Annotated in this window: 29 protein-coding genes, 1 tRNA gene and 2 pseudogenes; 20 read left to right on the forward strand and 12 right to left on the reverse strand. The window is 61.6% G+C overall.

Features of this window, described 5'->3' with window-relative positions; all coding sequences use genetic code 11:
* The first annotated feature begins 20 nt into the window (after positions 1 to 20).
* Positions 21 to 794, forward strand: coding sequence for a TenA family transcriptional regulator (locus tag ACM530_RS19815; RefSeq protein WP_372241439.1), 774 nt, complete (start codon positions 21 to 23; stop codon positions 792 to 794).
* A 22-nt stretch (positions 795 to 816) separates the two neighbouring features.
* On the opposite strand, the gene ACM530_RS19820 is transcribed toward ACM530_RS19815, so the two are convergent.
* Positions 817 to 1,746 (reverse strand): GGDEF domain-containing protein, encoded by a 930-nt coding sequence (locus tag ACM530_RS19820; protein WP_145158725.1) that lies wholly within the window; start codon positions 1,744 to 1,746, stop codon positions 817 to 819.
* Positions 1,747 to 2,027: 281 nt separating this feature from the next.
* On the reverse strand, positions 2,028 to 3,170 hold the full coding sequence (gene lldD / locus ACM530_RS19825; RefSeq protein WP_416362937.1) for an FMN-dependent L-lactate dehydrogenase LldD: 1,143 nt from the start codon (positions 3,168 to 3,170) through the stop codon (positions 2,028 to 2,030).
* A gap of 101 nt (positions 3,171 to 3,271) precedes the next feature.
* On the opposite strand from lldD, the gene ACM530_RS19830 reads away from it, so the two are divergent.
* The 3 genes and pseudogenes from ACM530_RS19830 to ACM530_RS19840 form a co-directional block, all read left to right on the forward strand.
* Positions 3,272 to 4,156 carry a LysR family transcriptional regulator gene (locus ACM530_RS19830; RefSeq protein WP_179676986.1) on the forward strand — a complete coding sequence of 295 codons (885 nt, stop codon included), beginning with the start codon at positions 3,272 to 3,274 and terminating at the stop codon, positions 4,154 to 4,156.
* An 86-nt stretch (positions 4,157 to 4,242) separates the two neighbouring features.
* Positions 4,243 to 4,318 (forward strand) — tRNA-Asn (locus ACM530_RS19835).
* A gap of 132 nt (positions 4,319 to 4,450) precedes the next feature.
* Positions 4,451 to 4,894: pseudogene (locus tag ACM530_RS19840) on the forward strand (LysR substrate-binding domain-containing protein); the annotation flags it as partial.
* On the opposite strand, the gene ACM530_RS19845 reads toward ACM530_RS19840, so the two are convergent.
* Positions 4,797 to 5,501, reverse strand: coding sequence for a TetR/AcrR family transcriptional regulator (locus ACM530_RS19845; RefSeq protein ID WP_416362938.1), 705 nt, complete (start codon positions 5,499 to 5,501; stop codon positions 4,797 to 4,799). The pseudogene ACM530_RS19840 and the gene ACM530_RS19845 overlap by 98 nt on opposite strands.
* Before the next feature lie 125 nt (positions 5,502 to 5,626).
* Here ACM530_RS19845 and ACM530_RS19850 point away from each other — a divergent pair, with 125 nt between their 5' ends.
* Positions 5,627 to 6,862 carry an MFS transporter gene (locus ACM530_RS19850; protein WP_416362939.1) on the forward strand — a complete coding sequence of 412 codons (1,236 nt, stop codon included), beginning with the start codon at positions 5,627 to 5,629 and terminating at the stop codon, positions 6,860 to 6,862.
* Between the two features lie 92 nt (positions 6,863 to 6,954).
* Positions 6,955 to 7,821 (forward strand): DNA/RNA non-specific endonuclease, encoded by an 867-nt coding sequence (locus ACM530_RS19855; protein ID WP_416362940.1) that lies wholly within the window; start codon positions 6,955 to 6,957, stop codon positions 7,819 to 7,821.
* Here ACM530_RS19855 and ACM530_RS19860 read toward each other — a convergent pair.
* From ACM530_RS19860 to ACM530_RS19870, 3 genes are read right to left on the reverse strand one after another with little or no spacing between them, the layout of a single operon-like run.
* Positions 7,796 to 9,040, reverse strand: a complete 1,245-nt coding sequence (locus ACM530_RS19860; protein ID WP_416362941.1) for an MFS transporter — start codon at positions 9,038 to 9,040, stop codon at positions 7,796 to 7,798. The two genes, ACM530_RS19855 and ACM530_RS19860, sit on opposite strands and share 26 nt — an antisense overlap.
* Positions 9,041 to 9,047: 7 nt before the next feature.
* Positions 9,048 to 9,611, reverse strand: coding sequence for an isochorismatase family protein (locus ACM530_RS19865; protein WP_416362942.1), 564 nt, complete (start codon positions 9,609 to 9,611; stop codon positions 9,048 to 9,050).
* A 22-nt stretch (positions 9,612 to 9,633) separates the two neighbouring features.
* Positions 9,634 to 10,071, reverse strand: coding sequence for a MarR family winged helix-turn-helix transcriptional regulator (locus ACM530_RS19870; protein ID WP_416362943.1), 438 nt, complete (start codon positions 10,069 to 10,071; stop codon positions 9,634 to 9,636).
* A gap of 312 nt (positions 10,072 to 10,383) precedes the next feature.
* Here ACM530_RS19870 and ACM530_RS19875 point away from each other — a divergent pair, with 312 nt between their 5' ends.
* From ACM530_RS19875 to ACM530_RS19910, 8 genes are all read left to right on the forward strand, one after another.
* On the forward strand, positions 10,384 to 11,595 hold the full coding sequence (locus ACM530_RS19875) for a YeeE/YedE family protein (RefSeq protein WP_416362944.1): 1,212 nt from the start codon (positions 10,384 to 10,386) through the stop codon (positions 11,593 to 11,595).
* Positions 11,596 to 11,617: 22 nt separating this feature from the next.
* Positions 11,618 to 12,493: a LysR family transcriptional regulator gene (locus ACM530_RS19880; protein WP_416362945.1), complete on the forward strand. Its 876-nt coding sequence runs from the start codon at positions 11,618 to 11,620 to the stop codon at positions 12,491 to 12,493.
* Between the two features lie 110 nt (positions 12,494 to 12,603).
* A complete protein-coding gene (locus ACM530_RS19885) occupies positions 12,604 to 13,029 on the forward strand; it encodes a VOC family protein (RefSeq protein WP_119742438.1) in 426 nt (141 codons plus the stop codon).
* 86 nt (positions 13,030 to 13,115) lie between these two features.
* Positions 13,116 to 13,880, forward strand: coding sequence for a 5-oxoprolinase subunit B family protein (locus tag ACM530_RS19890; RefSeq protein ID WP_416362946.1), 765 nt, complete (start codon positions 13,116 to 13,118; stop codon positions 13,878 to 13,880).
* Entirely contained in the window at positions 13,877 to 14,815 is a 939-nt protein-coding gene (locus ACM530_RS19895) for a biotin-dependent carboxyltransferase family protein (protein WP_416362947.1), read from the forward strand. Before ACM530_RS19890 ends, ACM530_RS19895 begins: the two co-directional genes overlap by 4 nt.
* 171 nt (positions 14,816 to 14,986) lie before the next feature.
* Complete coding sequence (locus ACM530_RS19900; protein ID WP_416362948.1) at positions 14,987 to 16,327, forward strand: MFS transporter; 1,341 nt, start codon at positions 14,987 to 14,989, stop codon at positions 16,325 to 16,327.
* A gap of 114 nt (positions 16,328 to 16,441) precedes the next feature.
* Positions 16,442 to 16,984: a cysteine hydrolase family protein gene (locus tag ACM530_RS19905; RefSeq protein WP_416362949.1), complete on the forward strand. Its 543-nt coding sequence runs from the start codon at positions 16,442 to 16,444 to the stop codon at positions 16,982 to 16,984.
* Positions 16,985 to 16,988: 4 nt separating this feature from the next.
* Positions 16,989 to 17,972: a GlxA family transcriptional regulator gene (locus ACM530_RS19910; RefSeq protein ID WP_416362950.1), complete on the forward strand. Its 984-nt coding sequence runs from the start codon at positions 16,989 to 16,991 to the stop codon at positions 17,970 to 17,972.
* On the opposite strand, the gene ACM530_RS19915 is transcribed toward ACM530_RS19910, so the two are convergent.
* Complete coding sequence (locus ACM530_RS19915) at positions 17,943 to 18,110, reverse strand: DUF2986 domain-containing protein (protein WP_416362951.1); 168 nt, start codon at positions 18,108 to 18,110, stop codon at positions 17,943 to 17,945. The two genes, ACM530_RS19910 and ACM530_RS19915, sit on opposite strands and share 30 nt — an antisense overlap.
* An 81-nt stretch (positions 18,111 to 18,191) precedes the next feature.
* Between ACM530_RS19915 and ACM530_RS19920 the strand changes: the two genes are divergently transcribed.
* Together ACM530_RS19920 and panB are read left to right on the forward strand one after the other, a co-directional pair.
* Positions 18,192 to 19,148 carry a glycoside hydrolase family 6 protein gene (locus ACM530_RS19920; RefSeq protein ID WP_416362952.1) on the forward strand — a complete coding sequence of 319 codons (957 nt, stop codon included), beginning with the start codon at positions 18,192 to 18,194 and terminating at the stop codon, positions 19,146 to 19,148.
* 164 nt (positions 19,149 to 19,312) lie between these two features.
* Complete coding sequence (panB, locus tag ACM530_RS19925; protein WP_416362953.1) at positions 19,313 to 20,128, forward strand: 3-methyl-2-oxobutanoate hydroxymethyltransferase; 816 nt, start codon at positions 19,313 to 19,315, stop codon at positions 20,126 to 20,128.
* Here the strand turns inward: panB and ACM530_RS19930 are convergent.
* Positions 20,116 to 21,173, reverse strand: a pseudogene (locus ACM530_RS19930) (aminotransferase class I/II-fold pyridoxal phosphate-dependent enzyme). The gene panB and the pseudogene ACM530_RS19930 overlap by 13 nt on opposite strands.
* 279 nt (positions 21,174 to 21,452) lie before the next feature.
* On the opposite strand from ACM530_RS19930, the gene ACM530_RS19935 reads away from it, so the two are divergent.
* Positions 21,453 to 21,641: a DUF1737 domain-containing protein gene (locus ACM530_RS19935; protein ID WP_145158687.1), complete on the forward strand. Its 189-nt coding sequence runs from the start codon at positions 21,453 to 21,455 to the stop codon at positions 21,639 to 21,641.
* Between the two features lie 14 nt (positions 21,642 to 21,655).
* Here ACM530_RS19935 and cynR read toward each other — a convergent pair whose 3' ends face one another.
* Entirely contained in the window at positions 21,656 to 22,540 is an 885-nt protein-coding gene (gene cynR / locus ACM530_RS19940) for a transcriptional regulator CynR (protein WP_416362954.1), read from the reverse strand.
* A gap of 111 nt (positions 22,541 to 22,651) precedes the next feature.
* On the opposite strand from cynR, the gene ACM530_RS19945 reads away from it, so the two are divergent.
* Both ACM530_RS19945 and cynS read left to right on the forward strand, forming a co-directional pair.
* Positions 22,652 to 23,275: a carbonic anhydrase gene (locus ACM530_RS19945; protein WP_404483861.1), complete on the forward strand. Its 624-nt coding sequence runs from the start codon at positions 22,652 to 22,654 to the stop codon at positions 23,273 to 23,275.
* Between the two features lie 120 nt (positions 23,276 to 23,395).
* Positions 23,396 to 23,866 carry a cyanase gene (gene cynS / locus ACM530_RS19950; RefSeq protein ID WP_404483859.1) on the forward strand — a complete coding sequence of 157 codons (471 nt, stop codon included), beginning with the start codon at positions 23,396 to 23,398 and terminating at the stop codon, positions 23,864 to 23,866.
* 75 nt (positions 23,867 to 23,941) lie between these two features.
* Here the strand turns inward: cynS and ACM530_RS19955 are convergent, their stop codons facing one another.
* The 3 genes from ACM530_RS19955 to ACM530_RS19965 form a co-directional block, all read right to left on the reverse strand.
* Entirely contained in the window at positions 23,942 to 24,277 is a 336-nt protein-coding gene (locus tag ACM530_RS19955; RefSeq protein ID WP_145158679.1) for a low molecular weight protein tyrosine phosphatase family protein, read from the reverse strand.
* Between the two features lie 20 nt (positions 24,278 to 24,297).
* Positions 24,298 to 25,338 carry an alpha/beta hydrolase family protein gene (locus ACM530_RS19960; RefSeq protein ID WP_416362955.1) on the reverse strand — a complete coding sequence of 347 codons (1,041 nt, stop codon included), beginning with the start codon at positions 25,336 to 25,338 and terminating at the stop codon, positions 24,298 to 24,300.
* 97 nt (positions 25,339 to 25,435) lie between these two features.
* Positions 25,436 to 25,843 (reverse strand): hypothetical protein, encoded by a 408-nt coding sequence (locus ACM530_RS19965; RefSeq protein WP_262207871.1) that lies wholly within the window; start codon positions 25,841 to 25,843, stop codon positions 25,436 to 25,438.
* Between the two features lie 789 nt (positions 25,844 to 26,632).
* Here ACM530_RS19965 and ACM530_RS19970 point away from each other — a divergent pair.
* Positions 26,633 to 26,947, forward strand: coding sequence for a hypothetical protein (locus ACM530_RS19970; RefSeq protein WP_416362956.1), 315 nt, complete (start codon positions 26,633 to 26,635; stop codon positions 26,945 to 26,947).
* The last annotated feature ends 44 nt before the right edge of the window (positions 26,948 to 26,991 follow it).

Here is a 26,991-nt window from a genome sequence, read left to right on the forward strand (position 1 = left end):
TCAACAGAACCGGCCCGCTTATGGAAGCCTCGAGTTACCCCGCCTGGGCGCAGCAATTGATCCAGGACTGTAGCGAGAGCAAGCGCCGAGTTGTCGAGCACGAACTGTATCAGCGCATGCGTGACAACACGCTCAGCGCCAAGACCCTGCGTCACTACCTGATCGGTGGCTGGCCAGTGGTTGAACAGTTTGCCTTGTACATGGCACAAAACCTCACCAAGACCAAGTTTGCCCGTCATCCTGGGGAGGATATGGCGCGCCGGTGGTTGATGCGCAATATTCGCGTGGAGCTCAACCACGCCGACTATTGGGTGCATTGGGCCCGTGCCCACGGCGTCAGCCTGGAAGAACTGCAAGCGCAGAACGTACCGCCTGAACTGCACGCACTGAGCCATTGGTGCTGGCATACCAGCTCGGCCGATTCGTTGATTGTCGCGATTGCCGCCACCAACTACGCGATCGAAGGTGCAACCGGTGAGTGGTCGGCGGTGGTGTGCTCGACCGGTGTTTACGCGGCAGCCTTCCCTGAGGAAGACCGCAAGCGCGCCATGAAGTGGTTGAAGATGCACGCGCAGTATGACGACGCCCACCCATGGGAAGCGCTGGAAATCATCTGCACCCTGGCCGGGACGAATCCCAGCAAAGCCCTGCAGGTAGAGCTGCGCCAGGCGGTGTGCAAGAGCTACGACTACATGTACCTGTTCTTGGAAAGCTGCATGCGGTTGGAGAACGAAAAAGCAAAGGCGCCTGCGGCCACTCGCGAACGTCAGGTTCGCGTCGCCAGCGAGGCGTGATGTAAGCGTGATGGCGGGGTGTTTACCCCGCCATTGCCAAGCGGTTGCGACCTTCACGCTTGGCCACGTACAAGGCGTTGTCGGCACGGCGCAACAGGCTTTCGGCAGACTCGGCGGCCAACAGCGTCGAACACCCCAGGCTCACCGTCAGTTCGACCCGTGTGGTCTCCGCCCAATAGTCCTGAGCTTGTGCCGCCTTGCGCAGGCGCTCGCCGACCATACCTGCCGCGTCCCGGCCGGTGTTGGAGAGCAGGATCAGAAACTCTTCCCCGCCAAATCGAAACACCATGTCGACATTGCGCAGCTGGCTTTTGATCGCCCCGGCCACCGCGCGCAGAACGGTGTCGCCGGTTGCATGGCCGTGAGTGTCGTTGATCTTCTTGAAGTGATCGATGTCCAGCATCAGCAGGGACAACGGGTTCATGTGCCGTCGGGCCATGTCGATTTCGCGTTGCAGGGTCTGGTCCATGGCCACGCGATTACCGGTTTCGGTCAACGGGTCGCGCAGAGCGCTGCGAGTGGCGGCGCGGTAGAGCAGGGCATTGCGCATCGGGTAAAGCAAGGTTGCCAGCAGCGCTTCAAGCTGGACCAGTTCGTCTTCCAGCAAGCGTTGATTGCGTCGAAAGACCAGCTCGCCCAAGTGCTCACCTTCATGGCTCAAGGCATAGCTCACCGAGTGGTGGCCGCGATGACCAAATTCCAGGCGCAGGTCGCTGGCTTCGTGGCGATACTGCAATGCGTCCAAAGGCACCAGGCGCTGAATCTCGCGAAAGAACAGGCCAAGGATGCGCTGGGGCTCCAGACTGACTTGCAATTGTTGGCTCAATTGCTGACGAAGCTGGGCAAACGACGTCGGTCGACGGGGTGGCAGGAGAGATGGCTGACCAAAACCCAGGCGTTGCAATTTGGCACTGTCGAAGTCAATTGCGTGAGTCTGGGTCGGTGTTTTCATAAGCTATCTGCCTCTAAGCACTTAACTGTCTTACAGGCTGCGTGAGAGTGGCGAGTGCCAAGCGTCTTACTGTTCCTTCAGTTCCGTAAAACATTGGTAACAGTTTAAACCGCTTTACCATGGGTTATAACCCCTGGATACCGCCGCACGTCTTGTCATCGCCTAACCTGCTTGAAAGGGATTAGAGCGAGATTCATGCCATTTCGTTTAACTTATTAAAACTTCTTATAAATCAACGACCGTTTTACAGAGTAAAAACAGTCGTTGGGTACTGACGTCAGTTATTTGGCTGATTGAACCAGCGTAGTGCTGTCAATTTGGTCAATCGACGTCACGCCGGTCAGCGTCATGGCCACGCGCATCTCCTTGGCGAAGATGTCCAGCAGGTTTTCAACGCCGTGCTGGCCATCGGCGGCCAGCGCGTAGGCCGTTGCGCGTCCCAGCAGGCAGGCCTTGGCACCCAGTGCGAGCATGCGCACCACATCCAGCCCGGAACGGATGCCCGAGTCGACCAGTACCGTCAGGTCATCGCCAACCACATCAGCAATCGGCGGCAAGGCTCTGGCGGTAGAGAGCACGCCATCGAGCTGACGGCCGCCGTGGTTGGAGACCACGATACCGTCGGCGCCGAAACTCAGCGCATCCTTGGCATCCTGCGGGTCGAGAATGCCTTTGATGATCATCGGGCCTGTCCAGAATTCACGGATCCACTCCAGGTCTTTCCAACTGATCGACGGGTCGAAGTTGTTGGCCAGCCAGCCGATGTAATCTTCCAGATGAGTAGGTTTGCCTAGGTATTTTGAGATATTGCCCAGGTCGTGCGGGCGGCCCATCAGGCCTACGTCGAAGGCCCATTGCGGTTTGGTGACCGCTTGCAGCATGCGTCGCGATGCCGCGAACGGCCCGGACATGCCGGAGTGCGCATCGCGGTAACGCGCGCCAGGCGTCGGCATGTCCACGGTGAATACCAGTGTGGTGACCCCGGCAGCCTGCGCACGCTCCAGCGCATTGCGCATGAACCCACGGTCCTTGAGCACGTAGAGCTGGAACCAGATCGACTGCGGGCTCTGCGACGCCACTTCTTCAATCGAACACACCGACACCGTCGACAAACAAAACGGAATGCCCTTGTTCGCCGCTGCCTTTGCCGCTTGCACCTCACCGCGCCGCGCGTACATGCCGGTAAGCCCCACCGGGCTCAGGATCACGGGCATGGCCTGTTCCTGGCCGAACAGGTGGGTCTTGAGGCTCAGGTTGTCGACATTGCGCAGGACGCGCTGGCGCAGGCTGATCTCGGCCAAATCCGAACTGTTGGCGCGCATCGTGTGTTCGGCGTAGGCGCCGCCGTCGATGTAGTCGAACAGAAAGCGCGGCAGTTTGCGCTTTGCGGCTGCGCGGTAATCGGAAGCGGACGAGATGATCATCAACAGGGTCTCCACTAGGCAAGGTGGGTTCAGCATAAGGAAAGATCTGGCATGATAAAAACAACTTTTATCGCTAGCAGCCAGTCGCTAAAGGAATACCGATGAACCTCAGAACATTGCGCGCCTTTGTCGAAGTGGTGCGCCAGGGCGGTTTCTCCCAGGCGGCCCAAGTGGTGTCCCTGACTCAGTCCACCGTGAGCAAGGCGGTCAAGACGCTGGAAGATGAGTTGGGTACGCCGCTGCTCAATCGCCTCGGCCACAGGAACGAACTGACCGCCGCTGGCGAAATTGCCTACCGCCGCGCGCTGGTGTTGCTCGCTGAACGCAACGATTTGGTGGCCGAGATCAACGACCTGCGCGGGCTCAAGCGCGGCGTATTGCGCATTGGCTTGCCGCCCGTGGGCTGCGGCGTGTTGTTTGCCGCGATGTTCGCCGCTTACCGCAGGCTGTACCCGGATATCGATATCGAGCTTACCGAGTATGGCAGCAAGAAATTGCGTGAATGCCTGGAAGCCGGGGAGGTCGATCTGGCGGCGCTGCTGTTGCCCATGGATGAAGATTTCGACTATCAGTCGGTGCGCAACGAACCCTTGATGGCCGTGCTGCCCATGAGCCATCCACTCGCCCAATGTACGCGCATTGATTTCAACGACCTGGCGGATTCGCCGTTTATCCTGTTCGAAGCGGGTTTCGCCCTGAATGCCAAGATCCTTGCGGCCTGTGAACGCAAGGGCGTGACGCCGAGGGTAACGGCACGCAGCGGCCAGATCGACTTTATCGTCGACTTGGTGGCGGCGGGGCTAGGCGTCGCTTTCCTGCCGCGCATGCTTGCGCACAAGCATCAACAACCCGGCATCGCCTTGATTGCCCTGGACGAGGCGCACACTGATTGGCACATCGCCCTGGCGTGGCGCGCCAGTGCGCACCTGCCGCCCGCCGCCCGCGCCTGGCTGGACCTGGCCAAGGAAATGGCCAGCCCGGTATAGACGTTCACAGCGGTTGACGGAAGTAATTCTGGAAAATATGCCTCAGTGCTTGACTTCTTCTTTTTAATCAGTAACATACGGCGCATTCCGCGATAGCTCAGTTGGTAGAGCAAATGACTGTTAATCATTGGGTCCCTGGTTCGAGTCCAGGTCGTGGAGCCAGATAGAGAAAAGCCTGCAGAGATGCAGGCTTTTTTTTGCCTTGGATTTGGTGCGCCATCACGCGTTGACGCTCTCGGTTCGGCAGTCCTACGATCGCACTCGAATAGTAGCTCAAGGCTATCTCTTCATTTCGCCCGGCTGCTGGAAGACGCTGAATTGGTGGTGGTGGCGGCGCCGGCCTACCTGCAGCGCGCCGGCACGCCGCAGACGTTGGAGGATCTGCCGTCGCACGAGTGCATTCAGTTTGAATTGCCCAGCAATGGCCGACGCATTCCCTGGTTGTTCCAGGTGCAAGGCCAGGAACAGGCGTTTGCCGGGGAGGCGGGTTACAGCGTTTCTCATGACGTGCTGGGCGGCGTGACCTTGGCCAAGCATGGCGCGGGGCTGTTTCAGACCTACAAGTTCATCGTCGAACACGAACTGGCTGACGGCGCGCTCCTGGAGGTGTTGAAGCCGTTTGGCGGGCGCACGCGACCGTTTACGTTGCTGTACCCCCACGGGCGCTATGTGCCGCACCGGGTGCGGGCGTCTGTGGATTTTTTGCTGGCGTATCGGGACGTGTGGGCGGCGCCGTAGACGCGGCGATGTCCCATGTCAGCAGGAGTTGGCTGATCGCTACATTGAGGGTTTCAAACGACGCATTGTCACGCGCCAGAATGGAAACACCCTGCAGAAAGCTGTCATACACCGTCGCCATTGCCGCCACATTGATCGTGTCCGGCAACTGCCCGGCACTCACACCTCGCGCCACGCACGCCACAATCCCTGCCCGGGTCCGTGCGCGTGAGTGGGTCAATGCGTCGGTGACCCGTGCATTTTCCGGGCTCGGCGCACTCATCACCCCCAGCGTGACCATGCAGCCCTTGGGGTGGGCGTTGTCACACTGCATGCGCGCCGATTGGCGCAGCGCCGTTTCGAGGGCCTGCCGCGGCGGCAGGGTTTCGTCCCACAGGCATTCGGTAACCTGAGCGTAGGTGGTCAGGTAGCGTTGCACGCACTCATCGAACAGCGCCTCTTTGGAGCCGAACGCCGCATAAAAACTTGGCGCGGAAATGCCGCCACCCAGGCCGGCCTTGAGCTGGGCGAGGGAAGTGGCGTCGTAGCCGTGCTGCCAGAACAGATGCATGGCCTGTTCCACGGCCTGCTCACGGTCGAAGTTACGCGGGCGGCCCATTTGTGCCATTTCGTTTCTCCTGTTAGATACATATAAATACTAGTCGATACATAAGTCATTGACAACGCGCTCACCCTGCACGCAAGATCTGTAACGATCAGTATTTAAATCGCCTCGGCTTTAAGGAGTTGCCTGTGACACCCTCACTCAGCGTATCCGCCGCGTCCGACCGCCTGCCCATCGGCGCATTGCTCGCGTTGGCCATGACCGGCTTCATTTGTATCGTCACCGAAACACTGCCCGCCGGCCTGTTGCCGTTGATCAGCGAGGGCGTGGCGATTTCGCCGTCGTTGGCCGGGCAGATGGTCACCGCCTACGCGCTGGGTTCGGTGCTGGCGGTGATCCCCATGACCATTGCCACCCGCGGCTGGCGCCGGCGCAATGTGCTGTTGCTGACCATCGTCGGTTTTCTGCTGTTCAATTCCATCACGGCGCTGTCGTCGCACTATGGCGTGACCCTGGTGGCGCGCTTCTTCGCCGGCGTGGCGGCGGGGTTGGCCTGGAGCCTGCTGGCTGGTTACGCCCGCCGCATGGTCGCGCCGCATCAACAGGGCAGAGCGCTGGCCTTGGCGATGGTCGGCACGCCGATTGCGCTGTCGCTGGGTGTACCGCTGGGCACCTGGCTGGGCGGGCTGGTGGGCTGGCGTACCACGTTCGGCCTCATGTCGGCGCTGACGCTGATGTTGATTGTGTGGGTGCTGGTGAAAGTCCCGGACTATCCGCCCCAGGCCGCGCACCAGCGTGTGTCGCTCGGCAAGGTGCTGACCACGCCCGGTGTACGGCCCGTGCTGGCGGTGGTGATCAGTTGGATGCTGGCGCACAACATTCTGTACACCTATATTGCCCCGTTCGTGGCGCCGGCCGGCTTGGGCGACCGCGTGGATGTGGTGCTGCTGGTGTTCGGGATTGCTGCATTGGCGGGAATCTGGCTGACGGCCAAGTTGGTCGAGCCGCTGTTGCGCCGTACCGTGCTGGTCAGTCTGGCGACGTTTGCGGCCGTGAGCGTGGTGTTCGGTTTTGTAGGCAATAGGCCGCAGGTGATTTACCTCGGCGTGGCAGTGTGGGGTTTGAGTTTTGGCGGCGCGGCGACCTTGCTGCAAACAGCCCTCGCGGACGCGGCGGGTGACGGCGCAGACGTGGCGCTGTCGCTGAACGTGGTGGCATGGAACAGCGCGATTGCCGGCAGTGGCGTGGTGGGCGGCGTACTGCTCGATACCTGGGGCGTTGCCTCATTTCCCTGGGCAATGGCGCTGTTGGTCGCGCTGTCGTTTGCGATTGCCTGGCGCGCGCGGACCCATGCGTTCAAGCCAGGCGCGCGCGGGGCGGGCATTGACAGGGTTGCTGAAAAACGCGTGAAGCGGCCGCACTAAAATGCCTTGCGGGGGTCAATAAACCTCGCAAGATCATCCACTTGGCTCCGCCAGCGGAGCCTGCCGCTTACTCCCTTTCAAAGAAGTCATGCATGCACCTGCGCAAAATTGCAGTCGGGCTGTCAGCCCTTGTTTTGCTTTCCACCGGGGCAGATGCCCGTGGTTTGTTCGACCTTATCAAGCCACCCGCCCAGGCACACACTTCACGCGCAGGCTCGACCAGCCAGCGCGCGGCCCTCGACCTCTATTCCAGCAAGCAACAGCAACCCACGTTCGCCAGCTGCGCCGATCTGTTCCCCGGTGCCACACCGATCAACACCGCCACCGTGCCCAGCATCATGAAACCCATGGCGTTGTGTTCCGATAATTTTGCGGTGCTCTACTCGCAAACGAGCAAGACGCCGCTGGTGGTGGTCGAGCGCTTGAACGCCGCGCAGCTCAAGGACGCCAAAGGCGAGGAACGCACCAACCAGTTCTACGCGGACCCGCGCATCCCCAAAGGCGCTCGCGCCGAGTTGAGCGACTACCGCAGCCAGCACCCGGCCGTGGACCGTGGTCATCAGTCCCCGGCAGCCGACGCGCCGAGCGCGAATGCCATGGCGCAATCCTTCGCGCTGTCGAACATGGTGCCGCAAGACCCTACCAACAACCGCAAGATCTGGAGCAAGGTGGAGGCGGATGTGCGCAAGTTTGCCGTGCGTGCCGGCGGCGATGTGTTTGTGTTCACCGGCCCGTTGTTCGACGCGGGCTACAGCACCATCGGCGACAACAAGGTCTGGGTGCCGACGCGCCTGTTCAAGCTGGTGTACGACGCCTCGTCGAAACGTGCCTGGGCCTATGTGCTGCCCAACGCTGAAACGCGCATCCAGAAGCCGATGGACTACGAGACGTTTGTGAAGAGCACTGGCCTCAAGCTGCTGGGCAATCTGCCGGTCACGGGGTCGGTGGGTCGGACGTGATCACCTGCGGCCGATCCAGCTGGCGCTTGATTGTGTAGAGCGCCACGCCCACCGCCAGGATGCCTGACACCGCGCCGACCACCAGCGCCCAGCGCGGGCCCAAGTGGTCGGCGACCCAACCGACGATGGGCGCGCCAATTGGCGTGCCGCCCAAGGCGACGGCGACGCGCAGGGCGATTACCCGGCCGCGCATCGCGGGCTCGGTGGTCAGTTGCATCAGGCTGTTGGTAGTGTTGCTGAAGGTCATGGCGCCCACGCCGATGACCACCAGCGCAATCGCAAACGTCCAGTAATTGGGCGCCAGGGCTGCAAGCACGCAGCCAAATCCAAACACTGCCGCGCCGGTCAGCAAAGACTTGAACCGGGGTCGTTCGCTGCCCGCGGCAATCAGCGCACCGGCGATGGTGCCGATGGCCAGGGTCGAGGTCAGCAGCCCGTAGCCGCGCGCGTCGGCGTGGAACACGGTGACGGCCATGGTCGAGATGAAAATCGGGAAGTTCATGCCGAAGGTGCCGATCAGAAACAGCATCAGCAGGATCGCCTTCAGGTCCGGCCGTGCCCACACGTAACGCATGCCTTCGGTAAGGCTGCCTTTGGTACGCAGCGCGCGCACCTTGGTGTGTTGAGTTGAGACGCGCAGGAAAAACAGCGATGCAAGCACCGCAAAAAAGCTCGAGCCATTAAGCAGGAACGCCCAGCCAGTGCCCACTGACGCGATGGTCACGCCGGCCACAGCCGGGCCGATCATGCGCGCCATGTTGAACGAGGTGGAGTTGAGTGCGATGGCGTTGGACAAGTCCTTCTCGCCCACCAGTTCCGCGACGAAAATCTGCCGCACCGGCGCATCGAATGCCGAGGCGCAGCCGGATAAAAACGCAAACACGTACACATGCCACAGCTGCACGAAGCCGGTGATGGTGAACACGCCCAGCGTCAGCGCCAGCAGGCCCATCACCGCCTGAGTGAAGATCAACAGTTTGCGCTGGTCGTAGTGATCGGCAGCAAACCCGGTCCACGGCAGCAACAACAGTTGCGGCCCGAACTGCAGCGCCATGACGATACCCACCGCGGCGGCGTTGTGCGGCGTGAGTTGAGTCAGCACCAGCCAGTCCTGGGCGGTGCGTTGCATCCAGGTGCCGACGTTGGACACCAGCGCGCCGGCGGCCCAGATGCGGTAGTTGGGGCTGCGCAGGGAACGGAACGTGCCGAGGAAACTCATGACGGCTTCAGTTCCCCCGGTTGTCGAGCAACTCGATGATGGCTTGCGCCGTGCCCGATTCGCCCAGCTTGGGGAACACGTGCTGCAGGCTGTAGGCGTGGGCTTCGGGGCTGACGTCGGTCATGGCATCGATGGCCAGGGTCACGTTGAAGCCAAATTCATACGCCTGCCGCGCGGTGGCTTCGACGCCGGTGCCGGTGACGACGCCAGTGATCACCACTTGCGTGACATTGAGCGCCTTCAACTGCGCTTCAAGGTCCGTGTTGGCGAAGGCGCCCCAGCTGCGTTTGGTCACCAGAATGTCGCTGGGCTGCTGGCCGAGTTGCGCAATCAAATCGGCCCAATCGGCTGGCAGCTCAGTGCTGCGACGCGGCCGCTCGGTGCGTCCCGGCGCAAAGCCGCTGACATTCACCAGCACCACCGGCAGCCCGCGTTCGCGAAAGGCGTCGAGCAGTGCACGCGACCGCTCTATCACCTCGCCAATGGAATGAATAAAAGGGTAACCCACGATGCCGTGTTGCAGGTCCACGATGATCAGGGCGGTTGTTGCATCCAGCGAGGTGACAGCCATGCTATTTCCTCAATCGGGTGATTCAAAAGTCGGCGAGGCGCTCCAGCAGTTTCACCGCAGCGGCGAGTTCGTGTTGTTCCTGGGGTGACAGCTGTTCCTGCAGCGCGTGCAGCAGCCAATCGTCTTTGGCAGCGCGGCTTTGGGTCAGGTGTTTGCGCAAGGTGGGCGTCAGTTCGATCAGCGTCTGCCGGCCATCGGATGGGTCAGGCTTGCCGCTGACGGCTTGCATTGCCTCAAGCCCGGCCACGGTGATGCGCATCGACTGCGGCCGCACGCTTTCAGCGCGGGCGAGGGCGGACACGGTCGTCGGGCCATCGCGGTCCAGGCGCAGCAACACCGACTTTTGCGCGGTGGTGAAATCATCGGGGTGAGTCTGTTCGCGCAGGCGGCGGATCAGCTTGCCCAGTGAGATGCGCAGTTCGGCGGCCAGGGTGGCGGCGCCAGGAGAAGAGTTGGTCATGCCTTAACCGTAGCACCCGTGCAGGAAAACTCTACAGTTTGGCTGTATAAATTTTTCTTCATAAAGGCTACTTGTTGTGGCGAGCGGGCTTGCCCCGCGTTGGGCTGCGAAGCAGCCCCAGTTCGGTTAACGCGATTTTCCAGTAAGACCTCGCTGGCAGGTTTTAGGGCCGCTTCGCGCCCCAGCGCGGGGCAAGCCCGCTCGCCACAGGAAGCCCGCTGGCCAAAATAAGCGAGCGCACCACACCACGGCCCTCGGTTTATACTCGCCCCCCATTGCAAACCTTCAAACTCAAACAACCCGAGATCCCCGATGAGTACCTCTCTCTCCCTTGCCCCCGCGCGCAAACCCATCGCGCCGCTGCTGGCGTTTATCCTCCTGGTGGCGGGCGCGGTGTTCCTGCAAAGCAGTGTCGGCTCACGCCAGGTGCTGTTGCTGGTGGTCGGCGCGGCACTGGGTTTGACCCTGTATCACGCCGCCTTTGGCTTTACCTCGGCCTGGCGCGTGTTCATCAATGATCGGCGTGGCGCCGGCTTGCGAGCGCAGATGGTGATGCTGGCGGTGGCGGTCGTGCTGTTTTTCCCGGCGCTGGGGGCAGGCACGCTGTTGGGTCAGCCGGTGGTTGGGCTGGTGGCGCCGGCCGGCGTGTCGGTGGTGTTTGGCGCGTTTATCTTCGGCATTGGCATGCAGCTGGGCGGCGGTTGTGCCTCAGGCACGTTGTTCACCGTGGGCGGCGGCAATGCGCGCATGTTGGTGACGTTGTTCTTCTTCATTTGCGGGTCGTTGATCGCCACCCACCATGTTGATTGGTGGTTTGCACTGCCGGCGTTCCCGGCGGTGTCCATCGTCAAAAGCTTCGGCGTCGTACCAGCGCTGCTCTTGAGCCTGGCGGTGTTCGCGATCATTGCAGCCGTCACCGTGCGCCTGGAGAAGGGCCGTCATGGCCAACTGGAAGAAGGCGTGACCAGCGAGCACACCGGCCTGCGCCGTTTCCTGCGCGGGCCGTGGCCCTTGGTATGGGGCGCGATTGGTTTGGCGCTGCTCAACTACGCCACCCTGGCGCTGGCCGGGCGGCCGTGGGGCATTACCTCGGCGTTCGCGCTGTGGGGCGCCAAGGTCGCCAGCGGTTTGGGTGTGGACGTGGCCAGCTGGGCGTTCTGGCAGGTGCCGGGCAATGCCAAGGCCCTGGCCGCACCGGTGTGGGAAGACATCACCAGCGTGATGGACATCGGCATCGTCCTTGGTGCGCTGCTGGCGGCCGGCCTGGCCGGGCGTTTTGCGCCCAGCCTGAAAATCCCCGCGCGCTCGCTGGTGGCGGCGGTGATCGGTGGCTTGCTGCTGGGTTACGGTTCGCGCCTGGCGTACGGTTGCAATATCGGCGCGTACTTCAGCGGCATCGCCTCGGGCAGCCTGCATGGCTGGGTATGGTTGGTGGCGGCGTTTATTGGTAACGGTGTGGGCGTGCGGTTGCGTCCCTTCTTCTTTGCGGGCGAGCGGCCGCAGGTGGCGCTGAGCGGCTGCTGAGCGAACCAGTGAGGTATGCGGCATGATTCGAGAACTCAGGACCTTCGTCAGCGCCGCGCGGCGCGGCACTTTTGCCGCTGCCGGTCAGCAGGTAGGGCTGACGCAATCGGCGGTGAGCGCGCAGATCAAGCACCTTGAAGACGCGCTGGGGGTGAAGCTGTTCGACCGCACCGGCCGCTCCGCCACCCTCAACTCGGCAGGGCAGCGTGCGGTGCCGCTGGCGGAGGAAATCCTCGATATTTTCTCGCGCATGGGCACGCCCGACAGGGCCAACAACTTCCACGGTTCGTTGCGCATCGGCGCCATCGGCAGTGTGCAGACCGGCATCCTGCCCAAGGCGCTGGTGGCCCTCAAACAGCGTGCGCCGTTCATTGAAGTCAACCTGGTGCCGGGGGTTTCGCTGAACCTGCTCAGCCAGGTCGATGCCGGTGAACTGGACCTGGCGATCATGATTCGCCCGCCGTTCAACCTGCCAAAGGAGCTGAATGTCGAGGTCATCGCCCGCGAGCCTTTTGTGCTGATCACCGCCAAGGACGTGCCGGGCGATGACCCGTTGCAGATCCTGCGCGAGCAGCCGTTTGTGCGATACGACCGGGGCTCGTTCGGTGGCCGCCAGGTCACGCAGTTTCTCAAGGAGCAAAAGATCCAGACGCAGCAGGCGCTGGAGCTTGATGAGTTGGATGCCATCGTCAAGATGGTCCGCAGCGGCCTCGGCGTGTCCCTGGTGCCGCTGGCCGGCTTGTGGCTGGAACACGGCAGCGACGTGCGGGTTTTGCGATTGGACGACCTTACCTTCTATCGCGAAATCGTCTTGCTCACCAAGTACACCCAGCGCCAACTGCCGCTCTTCGCGTTATTCAGGGCGTGCATCATGGAAGTGCTCGGTGCGCCGAAGTAGGGCGTGAGCATCGAAAAAATTGAGGCTCAGGACGAAAGATATGCGCTTTATCGCACGGTCTTTCTGGTGAAGAATCGAGTTCTGAATAACAGAACCCGCAGGTAGCCACCGTGAGCCTTTCGCCCTTTCATTTAGCTATTCCCGTCTACGACCTCGCCGCCGCCCGCCACTTCTACGGCGACGTGTTTGGCCTTCGCGAAGGTCGCTCCAGCGCGCAGTGGGTCGATTTCGACTTTTACGGTCACCAGTTGGTCATCCACGAACACCCCAAGACTGAATCCCAGGCATCGGTGCACTCCAACCCTGTCGATGGTCATGACGTACCGGTCCCGCATTTCGGCATCATCCTGCACTGGGACCAATGGGAAGCCCTGGCCGATCGGCTCAGAGCGCGTGAAACCCGGTTTGTGATCGAACCCTACATCCGCTTTCAGGGCCAGGTCGGCGAGCAAGCCACCATGTTCCTGTTTGACCCGTGCGGCAACGCGCTGGAGTTCAAGGCGTTCAAGGACATGAGCCAGTTGTTCGCCAAGTAGTTGCCATCCGCGCGACCGTCGCCACCCGAGCGACGGCGTCAATAAGACGTGAAGCTGCATGCCTGCCGCATGAGAGAAGTGACGTGATGTCTGACGTTGACTGTGATTTTCGGCCTGTGCGTGCCGAACAGCGCTGGCAGTTCGAGCCGTGTGGCGACAGCTGCATCGTGGTGGTGTTTGCAACGCTGTTCAGCGCGCCGGCCAACCGCCGTGCCGTGGCGTTCAGTGCCACGCTGCATGACCTGTTGGCGCGTGGGCTGCTTGGCGGCGTGACCGATGTGATCCCGGCGATGGTGTCCGTGGGCGTGCATTATGCCCCGCCTATCATCGCCAGACTGTACCCCGGATCAGTGCCCTACGACGCTATTGCCCAGGTGTTGGAAAACGCCCTGACTCAACAGCACAACCTGGCGCGCATCACGCCAAAGCGCCTGGAAATCCCGGTGTGCTACGAGGGCGACTACGCGCCGGATCTGCTGGACATCGCCAATGCCTGCGCCATCACACCCAGCGAAGTCATCGCCGCACACAGCGGGCAGTGGGTCGATGTATTGATGGTGGGTTTCGCACCGGGCCATCCCTATATCGGCATGCACGAGCCTGCGCTGAAACTGACGCGCCGCGCCGTACCGCGCACGCAGGTCACGCGCGGCAGCGTGGGCCTGGCCAATTGTCAGAGCGTGATTTACCCCGCTGATTTGCCGGGTGGCTGGAACATAGTAGGCCGTACACCGTTGTCGATGTTCTCGCCGGCCAATCAGCCGCCTTGCCTGTTGAGCGGTGGCGATCAGGTGCGCTTCGTGCCCATCACCGCCCGTGAATTTGAACAACTGGCCGGAGCGCAGCGATGACCATCAAAGTGATCAGGCCCGGTCTGTTTTCCACCTTTCAAGACACCGGCCGCGTGGGCTTCCAGCATTGGGGCGTGCCGGTCAACGGCGCCATGGACCAGGACGCGCATGCGCTGGCCAACCTGTTGGTGGGCAACCCGACCACTGCTGCAACCCTGGAAATCACCCTTCAAGGCCCGGTCTTGTGCTTTCAGGCACAGGCGCTGATCGCCCTGGCCGGGGCTGACCTGGGCGCGCGCCTGGACGGTGTTGCGCTGCAACCGGGGCACGCCGTGCGCGTCAAACCGGGCGCGATGCTTGGCTTCGAGAAGCGTGAGTACGGCGCGCGGGCTTATCTGGCCGTGGCCGGCGGTTATCTGCTCACGCCAGTGATGAACAGCGCCAGCACGTATAGCCGGGGAGGGTTTGGCGGGCTGTCGGGGCGCGCACTGCAAGCCGGCGATGTGATCCCCATTTGCTCATCGTTCGCAAACCCCGTGCGGTTGAATATTCCTGCGGGCTGGCGGCTTGGCGCGCCGACACGTCCAGCTTGCATTCGGGTGCTGCCGGGGCGCGAATGGGCTGACTTCACCGAAACGGCTCGCCATGACTTCCTGCATGAGCCCTATCAGCTGACCGCTGCCTCGGATCGCATGGGGTCTCGATTGGAGGGCGCTGCGCTGGACCTGACGCAGCCCCGTCAGCTGCTGTCCGAAAGCGTGGCATTCGGCACCGTGCAAGTGCCCGCCGGCGGCCAGCCGATTGTGCTGATGGCAGACCGGCAAACCACCGGTGGCTACCCGCGTATCGCCCAGGTGGCCAGTGTGGATTTACCCAAACTGGCGCAACTGATGCCCGGCGATGACATTCGATTCTCGCTGATTGATTTACCCACGGCTCAAGCGTTGTTCGTGGCGCGTGCACACGCGCTGCAACGACTGGAGGCCGCCCACTGAGCAAAAACCGTCGCTACCGATAATAAAAACAGGAGCGCTAGATGATTAAGCCCACGTTCACACTTCTTACTGTCGAGCATTAAAACCCCTCGCAACCTGACGGGTTTACTTCTGGGTGGAACTGTCCACCTCAATAACTCAAATGACCAACGGTCAGAGTGGAAGGTGTTTATGTCTCGCGTGATCGCTACTCCCATCCCATCGCCGCGTTTGGGCGAGTTCGACAAGACCGCTGACAGCAGCGCCACCAGGATCGCCAAGCGGGCAGCCATCGCCGCCGCGACGGGCACTGCAGTGGAGTATTACGAGTTCGGTGTGTACGGCTTTATGGCGACGATTATCGCGCCGTTGTTTTTCCCCAGTGATAACGCCGCCGCCGCGCTGCTGGCCACGTTGGCGGTGTTTGGCAGTGCGTTCTTGATCCGGCCGTTGGGCGGCATTCTGCTCGGGCGGCTGGCGGACCGCATCGGTCGGCGCAAAGTATTGCTGAGCACCGTCATCGGAATGGGCACCGCGACCGCGATGATCGGGCTGTTGCCGACGGCGGCCCACGTGGGGATTGCTGCGCCGATCCTGCTGGTGCTGATCCGGCTGGCGCAGGGCTTTTTCGCCGGCGGTGAGGTGATCGGCGCTGCGGCCTTTCTGGCCGAGTCTTCACCCAAGGGCCGCCGTGGCTTCTACGGTGCCTTCACGCCGGTGGGTGTTGCGATTGGCGGGTCGATGGCAGCGATCATCTGCGGCATCACCACCGGCCTGGTCGATGCACAGCAGCTGCAAGCCTGGGCCTGGCGTATCCCGTTTTTCCTGGCGATTCCGTTGGTGATCTTCTCGTGCATCATGCGCCACAACGTCGAGGAGACGCCTGAGTTCAAAGCCTTTCTCGCCGTGGAAAAGCCGCCCACCGCGCCGGTCAAGGAGGTGCTCACGCAGAACCTGCCGGCGGTGTTGCGCGTGGTGGTGTTCGCCTTTGCACAGAACGCCGGCTACTACATCGGCCTGGTGTTCATGAACATCTACCTGACCACCTACCTGCATTTCGAGAAGTCCAAGATCTACTGGGTCATCGCCGGCGTCAGCCTGTGCATGGCCGCGCTGATGCCGTTCTGGGGCGGGCTGTCGGATCGCATTGGGCGCAAGAAAGCCCTGGCCATCGGCTTTGTCGGTTATGCGGTGCTGGTTATTCCGATGATGGTGTTGATGAACAACAGCAGCCTGTTCATCGCGGTCCTGGCGTTTTTTGTGGCGACGCTGCCGATGCCGGTGATCCAGTCGGTGGGCTACCCGACCTATGCCGAGCAGTTTCCCACTCGGGTTCGTTACACCGGCATGGCCCTCAGCATCAATCTGGGCGCCATCCTGGGCGGCGGGATCACGCCTTACATCGTCACAGCACTGATCGGCTCGACCGGCAATTTGCTGATCCCGGGGTTTTTCATGGCCGGCGCGGCGGTCTGTGCGTTGATTGCCCTGACCACCCTGCGTGAAACCTCGCAAGGTGCTTTGCGTCGCTGACAATGGATGTCCGAATACGTCCTCAAGTGGTCCGGCACGTGCCTGTTGCTCACCTGCCGCACTGCCTAGTATGGCTTGCATCATTCACTGAACTGTACGCCAACAGGACACCTCATGAGCCGCAAAGCCCTTATTGTTATTGATGCCCAGCATTCGTTCCGCCATTCAAGCTACTGGTCCGAAAATGACCTGCCGGGTTACCTGGAAAAGCAGCAGGCCCTCATTGATGGGTGTGTTCAACAGGGCATCCCGGTGATACAAGTCTTCCATGTGGAAGACCAGGGGCATTTTTCGCTGGCGTCGGGCAATGTTCGGGCATTGAGCGAATTGTCGATCAACCCTGACCGGGTCATTCACAAGCGCTTTCACAGCGCGTTCGCCGGCACGCCCCTGGCGGCGTGGCTCACGGAAATGGGAGTGACCACAGTGATCATCAGCGGCATCCGCACCGAACAGTGCTGTGAAACCACCACGCGGCAGGCGTCGGACAGTGGCCTGAGTGTGGATTTTGTCAGCGAAGCGACGTTGACCTTCCCGATGACCCACGCGCGCAGCGGCCGGGTCTATACCGCAGCCGAACTACGCGAGCGTACGGAGCTGGTGCTGGAAGGCCGCTTTGCGCGCATCGTCACGGTCGCCCAGGCATTGGAGGATTGACCCCGTGAGCGTGCCGGTGCTGTTTGTGCTGTTGCCCAACGTGCTGATGCTGGACCTGGCCGGTCCCGCCGAAGTGCTGCGCCTGGCCGCTCAGGTCGAGGACTCGACGGCCGTCGAGTTCGACTTGCAGTACGTCAGCCCGGTTGAAACGCTGCAAACGTCCATCGGCTTGCCCCTGACCGGGTTGGCGCCGCTTCCGCCAACCCTGGCGCCGGGCACGCTGGTGGTATTGGTGGGCTCCACGTCGAAGGTCAGCAAGGCGGGTCTGCAGGAATTTGACTCGGCCAGCAGCGTGCTGACCCAGTGGCTGCAAGCGGTGTTCGCGCCGTCTGGCGAGAAACTGGTCTGCGTCTGTGCGGGCGCCTTGAGCGCCGCCCGCGCCGGGCTGCTGGACGGACGCCAATGCACCACGCACCACGCGCTGTGCGCCTCTTTGCAGTCCATGGCGCCCAAGGCTCGAGTACTGGAAAACCGCTTGTACGTCACCGATGGCAACATCAGTTGTAGCGCTGGCGTCACTGCCGGCATCGACCTGATGCTGCATTGGGTTGCCGAGCTGGCCGGGCCGCGACTGGCCTGCGCGGTTGCGCGGGACATGGTGGTGTACATGCGCCGCAGCGGTGCCGATCCACAGCTGTCGGCCTGGATCGCCGGGCGCAATCACCTGCATCCCGCCGTGCATCGGGTGCAGGACGCCGTCGCCGCAGCCCCGTGTGAGCCGTGGACCGTCACGCGTATGGCCAGCCTGGCTTGCACCAGCAGCCGGCACCTGGCGCGACTGTTTCACGAACACGTCGGCATCAGTCCGCTGGATTATCTGCACACCCTGCGTTTAACCGTGGCGCGTGAATTACTGGTTGAGTCGACCCTGGACATGGAAACCGTCGCCGAGCGCGCGGGCTTTGGTTCGGCGCGGCACCTGCGACGTATCTGGGGCAAATATGAAGCGGGGACGCCTTCAGCTGGGCGTGTCGGTGGCAGCAGTTGACGCTTGATCGGCCTGCGCTTCGAGTTTGGCGCGGTCGGCTTTGCTGATGTATTTATCTTTGCTCTTGGGGGCCAATTTGGCGCTGGCCTTTTTCGCTTTGGCCTTGAAGAGCTGCTGCAGTTTTTTCTGGCGGTTCATGGTGTGCTACTCAGCGGGTAATTGATCGCATGATATCAGCTTGAGGCAGTGCGTCAGGCCCCGGCCTTGTGGAGTCAACATATGCTCAGGTTCATCGTTGGTGTTGCCAGTCTGGTGTTGTTATCGGTGCTACCGGCCGCCCACGCCGGCGACGCCTTCTACATCAATCCCGAATCGAACGCTGCCCAGTGGGTAAAACACAACCCGCAGGCGCCCGACGCGGCAACCATCCGTGTTGCCATTGCCCAGGTGCCGAGTGCCCTGTGGCTGACCGGCAGCAGCCAGGGCAGCGATCAACTTGAGCCGCGTGTGCACCGCTACGTATCCGCCGCCGCCACGGCCCGCGCCACACCGATTCTGGTCGCCTACAACCTGCCGCACCGTGACTGCAGCGGCGGCGCCTCTGCAGGCGGCGCGGCCGATGCGGCAGCGTATCGCGCCTGGATCGACCACCTGATCAACGGCGTTGGCCGCAAACCGGCGATCATCATCCTGGAGCCCGACGCCTTGCCGGACATGCAGTGCCTCAGCCAATCTCAGCGAGACGAGCGCCTGGCGCTGTTCAACTACGCAGTCTCAGGTTTCAAGCAACGCGCGCCCCAGGCGGATGTGTACCTGGACGCTGGTAACGCGCACTGGAAGCCCGCCGCGCAGATGGCCGATACCCTGCATGCGGCCGGAATAAAAAACGCACGCGGTTTTGCGCTGAACGTCTCCAATTTCTACACGCTCGATCAATCCCGTGACTACGCCGACCGGATCAACGCCAGGCTCTTTGCCAATCACGCCTACACAAAGGCCGTGGTCGTCGACACCAGCCGCAACGGCAACGGTGCCGTCCGTGGCGACTGGTGCAACCCGCCCGCGCGCAAGCTGGGCATGCTGCCGCGCGTCGTCACGCCCAACCTGCTGGCGCTGTGGATCAAGCTGCCGGGCAACTCGGACGGCGCCTCTTCGCCCATCGCCGACTGCCACGGCGGGCCGGCGGCCGGCACGTTCAGCGCGCCGTTGGCGCTGCGGTTGATCGAGGGCAAATAAACCTCTCTACGTGACCCCGGTGCTGTTGGCGAACGCGCAACGGCCCTCGCCACAACGGAACGTCTTGGCATCTGGGTCGCTTTTCAGCGCCGATCTGTGCATTGAATCACCGGGTGTTTTGCCAATAATCAGGCCGGGTATTCAGCGCAAACGGAAGCCATTTGATGAGCACGCATACCCGCACCCAACGCACCACCGTCCCGCAACTGGTCGCGATGAAAGGCCAGCAGAAAATCGTCTCCCTGACGGCGTACTCCAGCACCATCGCCAAGCTGATCGACCCGTTGGTCGACTTCATTCTGGTCGGTGATTCCACGGCCATGGTCGGCTATGGCCGGCCTTCAACCTTGAGCATGCAGCTCGAAGAAATCATCGGCCACACTCGCGCGGTGGTCGATAGCACGCGCCTGGCCTGTGTCATCGCCGACATGCCGTTTGGCAGCTACCAGGAATCCCACGCGCAGGCGTTTCGCAACTGCGCCCAGGTGTTGGCGCGCACCGGTTGCGATGCGGTCAAGCTGGAAGCCAACCAGGCGCTGGCCAGCACGGTTGAGTTTCTGGTGGCGCGCGGCATTCCGGTGATGGCCCATGTGGGGCTGATGCCGCAGTTTGTGAATGTGATGGGCGGCTTCAAGGCGCAAGGGCTCACGATTCAAATCGCTGCGGTGATCGCTGAAGATGCGCGTGCCAACCTGGAGGCGGGCGCTTTCAGCCTGCTGCTGGAAGGCGTGGCCGAAGGTGTGGCCCGGCAGATCACCCAGGACGCGAAAATGCCGACGATCGGCATCGGCGCCTCGCCCGCCTGCGACGGCCAGGTGTTGGTCACCGAAGACGTGCTGGGCCTGGGCGGTGAGCACCTGCCACGTTTCGTCAAACAGTACGCGGATGTCGGCGCGGTGATTCGCGATGCCTGCGAGCGCTTTGCCGATGACGTACGCCACGGGCGTTTCCCCGAGGCGCGGCATTGCTACGGGCTTTGACGCATCGCCTGGGCCAACAGATTTAGGGCCTGGGCGATATCCTTGCCCCAGTCGAGGGTGTAGCTCAGGCGTAGGTGATGCCGCCAGGCGCCTTGCTGACTGAACAGCTCGCCGGGCGCAATAATGATGCGCTCGGCGCGCAGACGCTCGAATACCTTGCGCATGTCGACGGCGGGCGAGGCCTCAAGCCAGAAACTCGCGCCGCCGTGGGGGCGGTGTACCTGCCACTGATCGTGTTCGCTCAGCAGCGCGCCAAGTTGGGTCATGCGCTCCAACAGCAGCGCCCGCAGCGCTTTCAAATGTGGGTCGATGCGCTTGGACGTGAACAGTTTGGCGATCGCCTTCTGACGGATAGGCGACAGGCGGAACCCGCGCTTGAGAAACTCTCGCTGCAACTGCGAGCCTTGCCCGCGACTCAGTACGTACCCATAGGGCGCTTCCGAGCCGATGATTTTGTCGAAGGTCGAAAACACCAACAGCTTCTGCGGGTCGGCAAAGTCGCGATAGCGCGCCGGTTGCGGCTCGAAATACAACTCGCCGTAGGTGTCGTTTTCGAACAGCCAGATATCCCGCTCTGCCAGCCAGCGGCAAATTTGCTGTTTGTCCTGCGCAGGCATCACGCCCCCCTGGGGAATATTCACCGTCGACGACAGCACTGCCAATCGAATCGGCGCGCGCTGCAATAATCCTTCCAGCGCGGCCAGGTCGAACCGCCCGAGCGCATCCAGGTGCAACTCGATCACCCGGATATTCGCCGCCTGCAGCTGACGCAGGATCGCCCACGAACACGGCGACTCCACCAACGCCACCGTGCCGGCGAGGTCCAGCGCGTTGAGCGCTGCGCCCAATACCGCGTGCAAGTCCGAGCCGATAAACACATGGTCGAGCAGGCTTGGGTGGTCGACACCGACACACCCAGGCGCTCGGCCAGTTGGCGCAGAGACGGCAGTTTGCGTTCGCCGTCTGGCGGGCCGGCGTCGATCAACTCGACCAGGTAGCGGTACACCGCCTGATAGGCGAAAGCGCTGTGTTTAGTTCTATCCATGACTATTCGCGCTACTCGACCAGGTTACACGGGGAATACATCGGGGGCTGGTGCCGGTCCAGTATTACTCAAGGCGATGTGATACGGAACTCAACGGCAGCCCCCATGATCAAGCCGTACACCCTTAACATTCCTGACGAGCGCGCGCTCTCCGCTGTGCTTATCGGATTGGCAGAATTGAGCCGAAGCAGGAAATCATGGATGCTGCTGTCGGTTCGTTCACGGGCTGTACGATGCGTTCGGGCCTGATACTTTCATGTCGACCAGGAAAACCACACCATGCAAACCACGCCGCCCAATGGATTACCTGTTTACCGGCTACTGACGGGCAAGGATGATGCCGCGTTTTGTCACCGTGTCTCTGAAGCCCTTGCGCTGGGCTATCAGTTATATGGCTCGCCAGCGGCCACCTTCAACGGCGAGTACGTCGTGGTGGCTCAGGCCATTGTTTGGGGGCCTGGCAAGTAGGCACGTTTGCCCTGTCAGGTCAGCCCCTCGGCGACGTCCCTGGCCAACGCCAAAAACGCCCGCGCCGCCGCCGGCTGATAACCCCCTTTGCGCTGCATCAACACGGCGGTGCGCTGCAACCGCTGCGGCCCCAGCTCAATCGCCACCAACTGCGGGTGCGCCCGTGCAATCGCCGCTGGCAACAGCGTCGACAGCGTGGTCCGGCGCACCACCTCAATCAGCGCGCCAATCACATTGGCTTCCATCACCACGCGTGGGCGAATGCCGTGCGTGCTGCAATAGCGGTCAATCTGCTCGCGGGTGGCGAATTCCTTGCCCAGCAAAATCAGTGATTCGCCATTCAACGCCTCCAGCCCAATAAACCGTTCCTTAGCCCGCGGGTGCTGCTTGCCGACGACCAGCGCAAGGGTTTCGACCAGCAGGGGCGTGGTGTCGATGTCGGGCGCGTGGACCTCATCAAACGCAATCCCCACATCCAGTTCGTCCGCCAGCAGGAGGTTTTCCATCTGTTCCTGGGCAACCTCATGCACGTTCAGCGTGATGTTTGGATAGCGGCCGTGAAAGGCCTCCACCAGCGGCCCCACCAGGTAGGTGGTGAACGTCGGCGTGACGGCAATCCGCAACGTCCCGCGGCTCAGATCGGCCACGTCATGGATCGCGCGCTTGCCTTGCTGCAGTTCCTGCGCCGCCCGCAGCGCATAGCGCAGGTACACCTCACCGGCGTCGGTCAGGCCCGTCTGGCGGCCGGATCGATCAAACAACTGCGCACCGAGGCTCTCCTCCAACTGCCGCACTTGCTGGGACAGCGCCGGTTGCGAGACATGCAGGGCAGCCGCCGCTTTGGTAAAGCCTTGGTGTTCTGCAACGGCCAAGAAGTATTGGATATGGCGTGCCAGCATGTTTTTACTCATAAGATTATCTAATGTGCTGGATCATATATGAGACTTTTACCTTATTGCACGGGCTCCGTAACCTTTGCTCCATCGCATCGCGATTCAAAGGAGTTACCCATGCAAGACATCATCGACGGTTTCCTGAAATTCCAGCGCAGTGCCTTCCCCGAGCGCGCCGGCCTGTTCAAAGACCTGGCCAACCAGCAGAGCCCACGGGCGCTGTTCATCTCCTGCTCCGACAGCCGCCTGGTGCCCGAGCTGGTCACGCAGCGTGAACCGGGCGAGCTGTTTGTCATCCGCAACGCCGGCAATATCGTGCCGTCTTACGGCCCGGAGCCGGGCGGTGTGTCGGCGTCAGTGGAGTACGCCGTGGCGGCCTTGCAGGTCCGCGACATCGTGATCTGCGGGCATTCCGATTGCGGCGCCATGACCGCCATCGCCACCTGCAAATGCCTGGACCACATGCCCGCCGTGGCCAGCTGGCTGCGCTACGCCGACTCCGGCCGGGTGGTCAACGAGGCTCGCCAGCATGTCGATCAGCCCGCCAAAGTCGCCTCCATGGTCCGCGAAAATGTGATCGCGCAATTGGCCAATATCCAGACGCATCCCTCGGTGCGCCTGGCCCTCGAAGAGAGGCGCGTGACCCTGCATGGCTGGGTCTACGATATCGAAAGCGGCTGCATCCAGGCCTTCGATAGCCGCACCGGCACCTTTGTGCCGCTGGCCGATTACCCTGCCTGATACACCGAGGTGTCTGCATCGCAGCGGTGCGGCGATCCGATATGCCAGCTCGCACAGTTGAGCGTTGGCGCTTTCCCCATCAGCCGTTTTACCCACAGTTTTAACCACGGAGATAACCCCATGATCCAGTCACAAATCAGCCAGAACACTCGCCTTGCCCTGACCGACGTCATCCTGCTGGCCAAGGCCCGCAAAGACCTGTCGTTCGCCCAGATCGCCGAAGGCACTGGCCTGCACGAAGCCTTCGTCACCGCCGCCTTGCTCGGCCAGCATCCGCTGCCGGCCGACGCCGCCAGAACCGTTGCCGACACCCTGGGCCTCGACGCGGACGCCGTGCTGCTGCTGCAAACCATCCCCGTGCGCGGCAGCATCGGAAACGGCGTCCCGACCGACCCGACCATCTACCGCTTCTACGAAATGATTCAGGTCTACGGCACCACGCTCAAGGCACTGGTTCACGAGAAGTTTGGCGACGGCATCATCAGCGCGATCAACTTCAAGCTGGACGTCAAGAAGGTCGAAGACCCGGACGGCGGCTCGCGTGCGGTGATTACCCTGGATGGTAAGTACTTGCCGACTAAACCGTTCTGATCAAGCATCACACGGCCCGGCGCTGCGAGGTGACCGGGCCACGGCTGTTGCATAGGTTGGGCCAGTGCACCACGCCTAGGTGTTGAGATAAGGCGCGACGGTGTCTTCAAGCAGCTCCATCAGTTCAGGGTCCATGTAGCGAAAGTCATCCGGAATATCCAGGCAGTAAAGCGGCTTGTGTTCAAGCAACCGCGCGTAGTCTGCCTGCAGGCGATGCAGGTGTTTACGCTCCATGACGAAGATCACATCTGCCCATCGAATATCCGCGGCGCCGATGGTTTTGCGCGCATTCGGGCTGGTGCCCGCCGAGCGCGCATTGAAGCCGGGGCGACGGCGCCAGATGGCCTCTGCGGTAGGGCTACGCCACTGGTTGCGGCTGCACACGAAGAGCAGATTGATTGGGCTATTCATTGCCTGTCCACACGTCTTGGTTAAGGGTGAATGGGCCGTGCCAGAAACCCAGTAATCAGCGCCACCACCTGCTGCTGAATCACCGCCCGTGGCCGCGCGCCTTCGCCATCCCGGCAAATCATGCCATCGCCCGGCGAGCTTTCTTCTATCAATGCCATGCCACCCGGCTTGCAGATCGACATAAAGCTGAAGTGCGTGGCGTCGCTGATCTCCACGTACTGCGTGGAGGGTGTTGGCATGCGCTTGACCATGTCGGCGGATTCCAATTCAGGCGACATGTCCTCGGTTGGCACGCCCCCGGCAATCACCAGCGCCGGCACCGGCAGTGCGGCCAGGCTGGCGCGGGTGAAGCCTCGCGACAGGCCAAGGTCCAGTGACACAACGGCGGTGATGCGTTTGTCGCTCAAGTCAGCGGCCAACTGGGCCTTGCCGGCGGGCGTGGCGGCGGGGTTCATCTGCTGGTAGCCGATGCAGCCGCCCAACTTCGGGTGGTCGGCGCAGTCGCGGTTGAACAGGTCGGGGTCGAAGCGTGCCCCGGCGATTTCCATCACGGTCCAGCCGCCGAGGGAGTGGCCCACCGCAGCAATCCGGTTATGTGCGACGGCGCCAAATTGCTGCGGCTGAGCCAAAACCGCGTCGATAGCGCGGCTCAGGTCGGCCGGGCGCAGCCACAGTTGCGCGGCGGCTCGCGGGCTGCGGTCTTTGGTGGTGGTGCCGGGGTGATTGACCGCGGCCACGATATAACCCTGGTGCGCCAAGGCACTGGCCAGCCACACCTGTTTACCCCAATTGCCGCCGTAGCCGTGGGACAGCACCACCAACGGATGCTCGCCGGCAGCCGGTGGCGCGTCGGGCACGGCGAGGGCGCCGATGAACACCGCGTTGTCGGCGATCAGCTCGGGTTGGGCTGTGGTGGTGGCGGGGTACCAGACCACCAGTTCCAGCGGGCGCTGGTGTGTGGTATCGGGCAGCGTGGCGGTCTTGAAACCCACCGGGCTTTCGGCCGCGAAGGCGGGCGTGGACAGGCACAGCAGCAACAGGGCGCGCAGCGCGGTTTTCATTGTTTTTATCGTCCTTGATTTGGGTGGCGCATCATTACCTGAAATGCCCTCGCAATGCATCCCTTACCGGGCCGCCTGCAATGATTGAAACGCGCTTCTACGGCGCTTCGAAACCCTCGTAATCCAGGGAGATCTCATCGTCTTTCGGGTAGCTGACGTACACCACCACCGCGTCGCTGCTGTCGACCAATGCGTAAGGCCATTTACCGTTGGCCTTGCGCATGTGCTCATACAACGGCAGGAAAAAATCCTTGGTCTGACCGCGCGGGTCGTAGGGCGCTTGCACCTGGAAAATCGGGTAATGGCCGCCGTTGCACAGCTGGATGCGTTCGAGCTGGAAGTTGTTCTTCTCCAGCAACGCGCGGGTGGGATGCTGCCAGGTGGCCAGATTAACGTCCTCGCAGTCGTGGACGGTGGTGGTGTAGAGCGTGGTGTCTTTCAGGGCGGGGAGGGCGTAGGCCAGGCTGGGTAAAAGCGAGAGCAGAAGGGGGAGAAGGCGCGGCATGGCGAGGTTCCGAGAAAGATGGGGTTTGGTTGGAGTGCTTTTACCAGAGTTATAGGTGTGAAGCGTTTGCTATCTGGTCGAGGTGTTTTGGCTTCACGGGGGCTGTTGGCTTATGGTGGTATGCGCTGCGAGATAGGCTGCTCTCGACCCAAAGCTGCCCTTTACGGAGGGGCAGCAATCGGTCAATAGCGTAAAAATAAGCTGCCCGTTATTCCTATGCATAGGACAGAATGTGACCTTCCCTTATACGCTTAGGCCTTGCACACCATGGACGACTCTCGTTTCACACCGGGGCAGGTGGCGTCGCGTTCTAGTAATGCTCAGGTGGATAAGGATGTGAAGCAGTGGTTAGTGGGCCTTCCAAACGCTCAGAGACTCGATTTTCTAAAGCAATTATGGCCACTGAACTTTCGGTACTCACTCAGACTAATCCAAGCAGCACAGCTATCGCGGCAGGAAAACGAATACATGTTCAGGCACTGGCTGCGTGTTGGCCATCACAATACAGCGCAGGAACTCATCAAGCGGTTTGAGCCGGTTCTTGGGTAAAGAAAATTCTGGCAGATTGCTTCACAAGAGACGCTTTCACCGACTATGCGCGAATTCATGAACTACTACGGTCTTGGACGCCTGAACTCACAACACGAAGGTAATCAACCTTGAGCCTTCTATAAAGTCTGTTTTCGGCGCACCCGGATATTGCCGCCATTGGCGACCACTGTTCTGCGCTGGGTTGATTCCTCCTCTTGTGCTACGGCAAAAAGCGACCATTAGCAATCGGGGGAAAAGATGAACGAAGAATTTAGCTATGTCTGGCTATTACCGCTGCTTGAGAAACCTTTCGAAATGGCGGTACTCGATTTGCCAGATGCGGTAAGCGTTCTTAGCAAAAAATATACGCTACCTACTGACATTGCGTTGCAGCCGCTGGTGATCACAGCCTTGACGTCACATTCCGAATATTGGTCGGGACTGGCGCTTAAATGGCTGGAGGATGGCTTTCCTGTAGACATTGCGATGACCGCGCTCCTGGCTCACTGCGCCGAGGACAAAACGCTGTCTCAGTCTCACCGTCAGAGAGCACGCAGGCTTGTTGGCCGGTAAAATCATGGGGCTGAATCCTATGTCTGGCCGCAATCGGCCAAAAG

This window comes from Pseudomonas sp. NFX183 (assembly GCF_047943075.1).
GTDB lineage: Bacteria > Pseudomonadota > Gammaproteobacteria > Pseudomonadales > Pseudomonadaceae > Aquipseudomonas.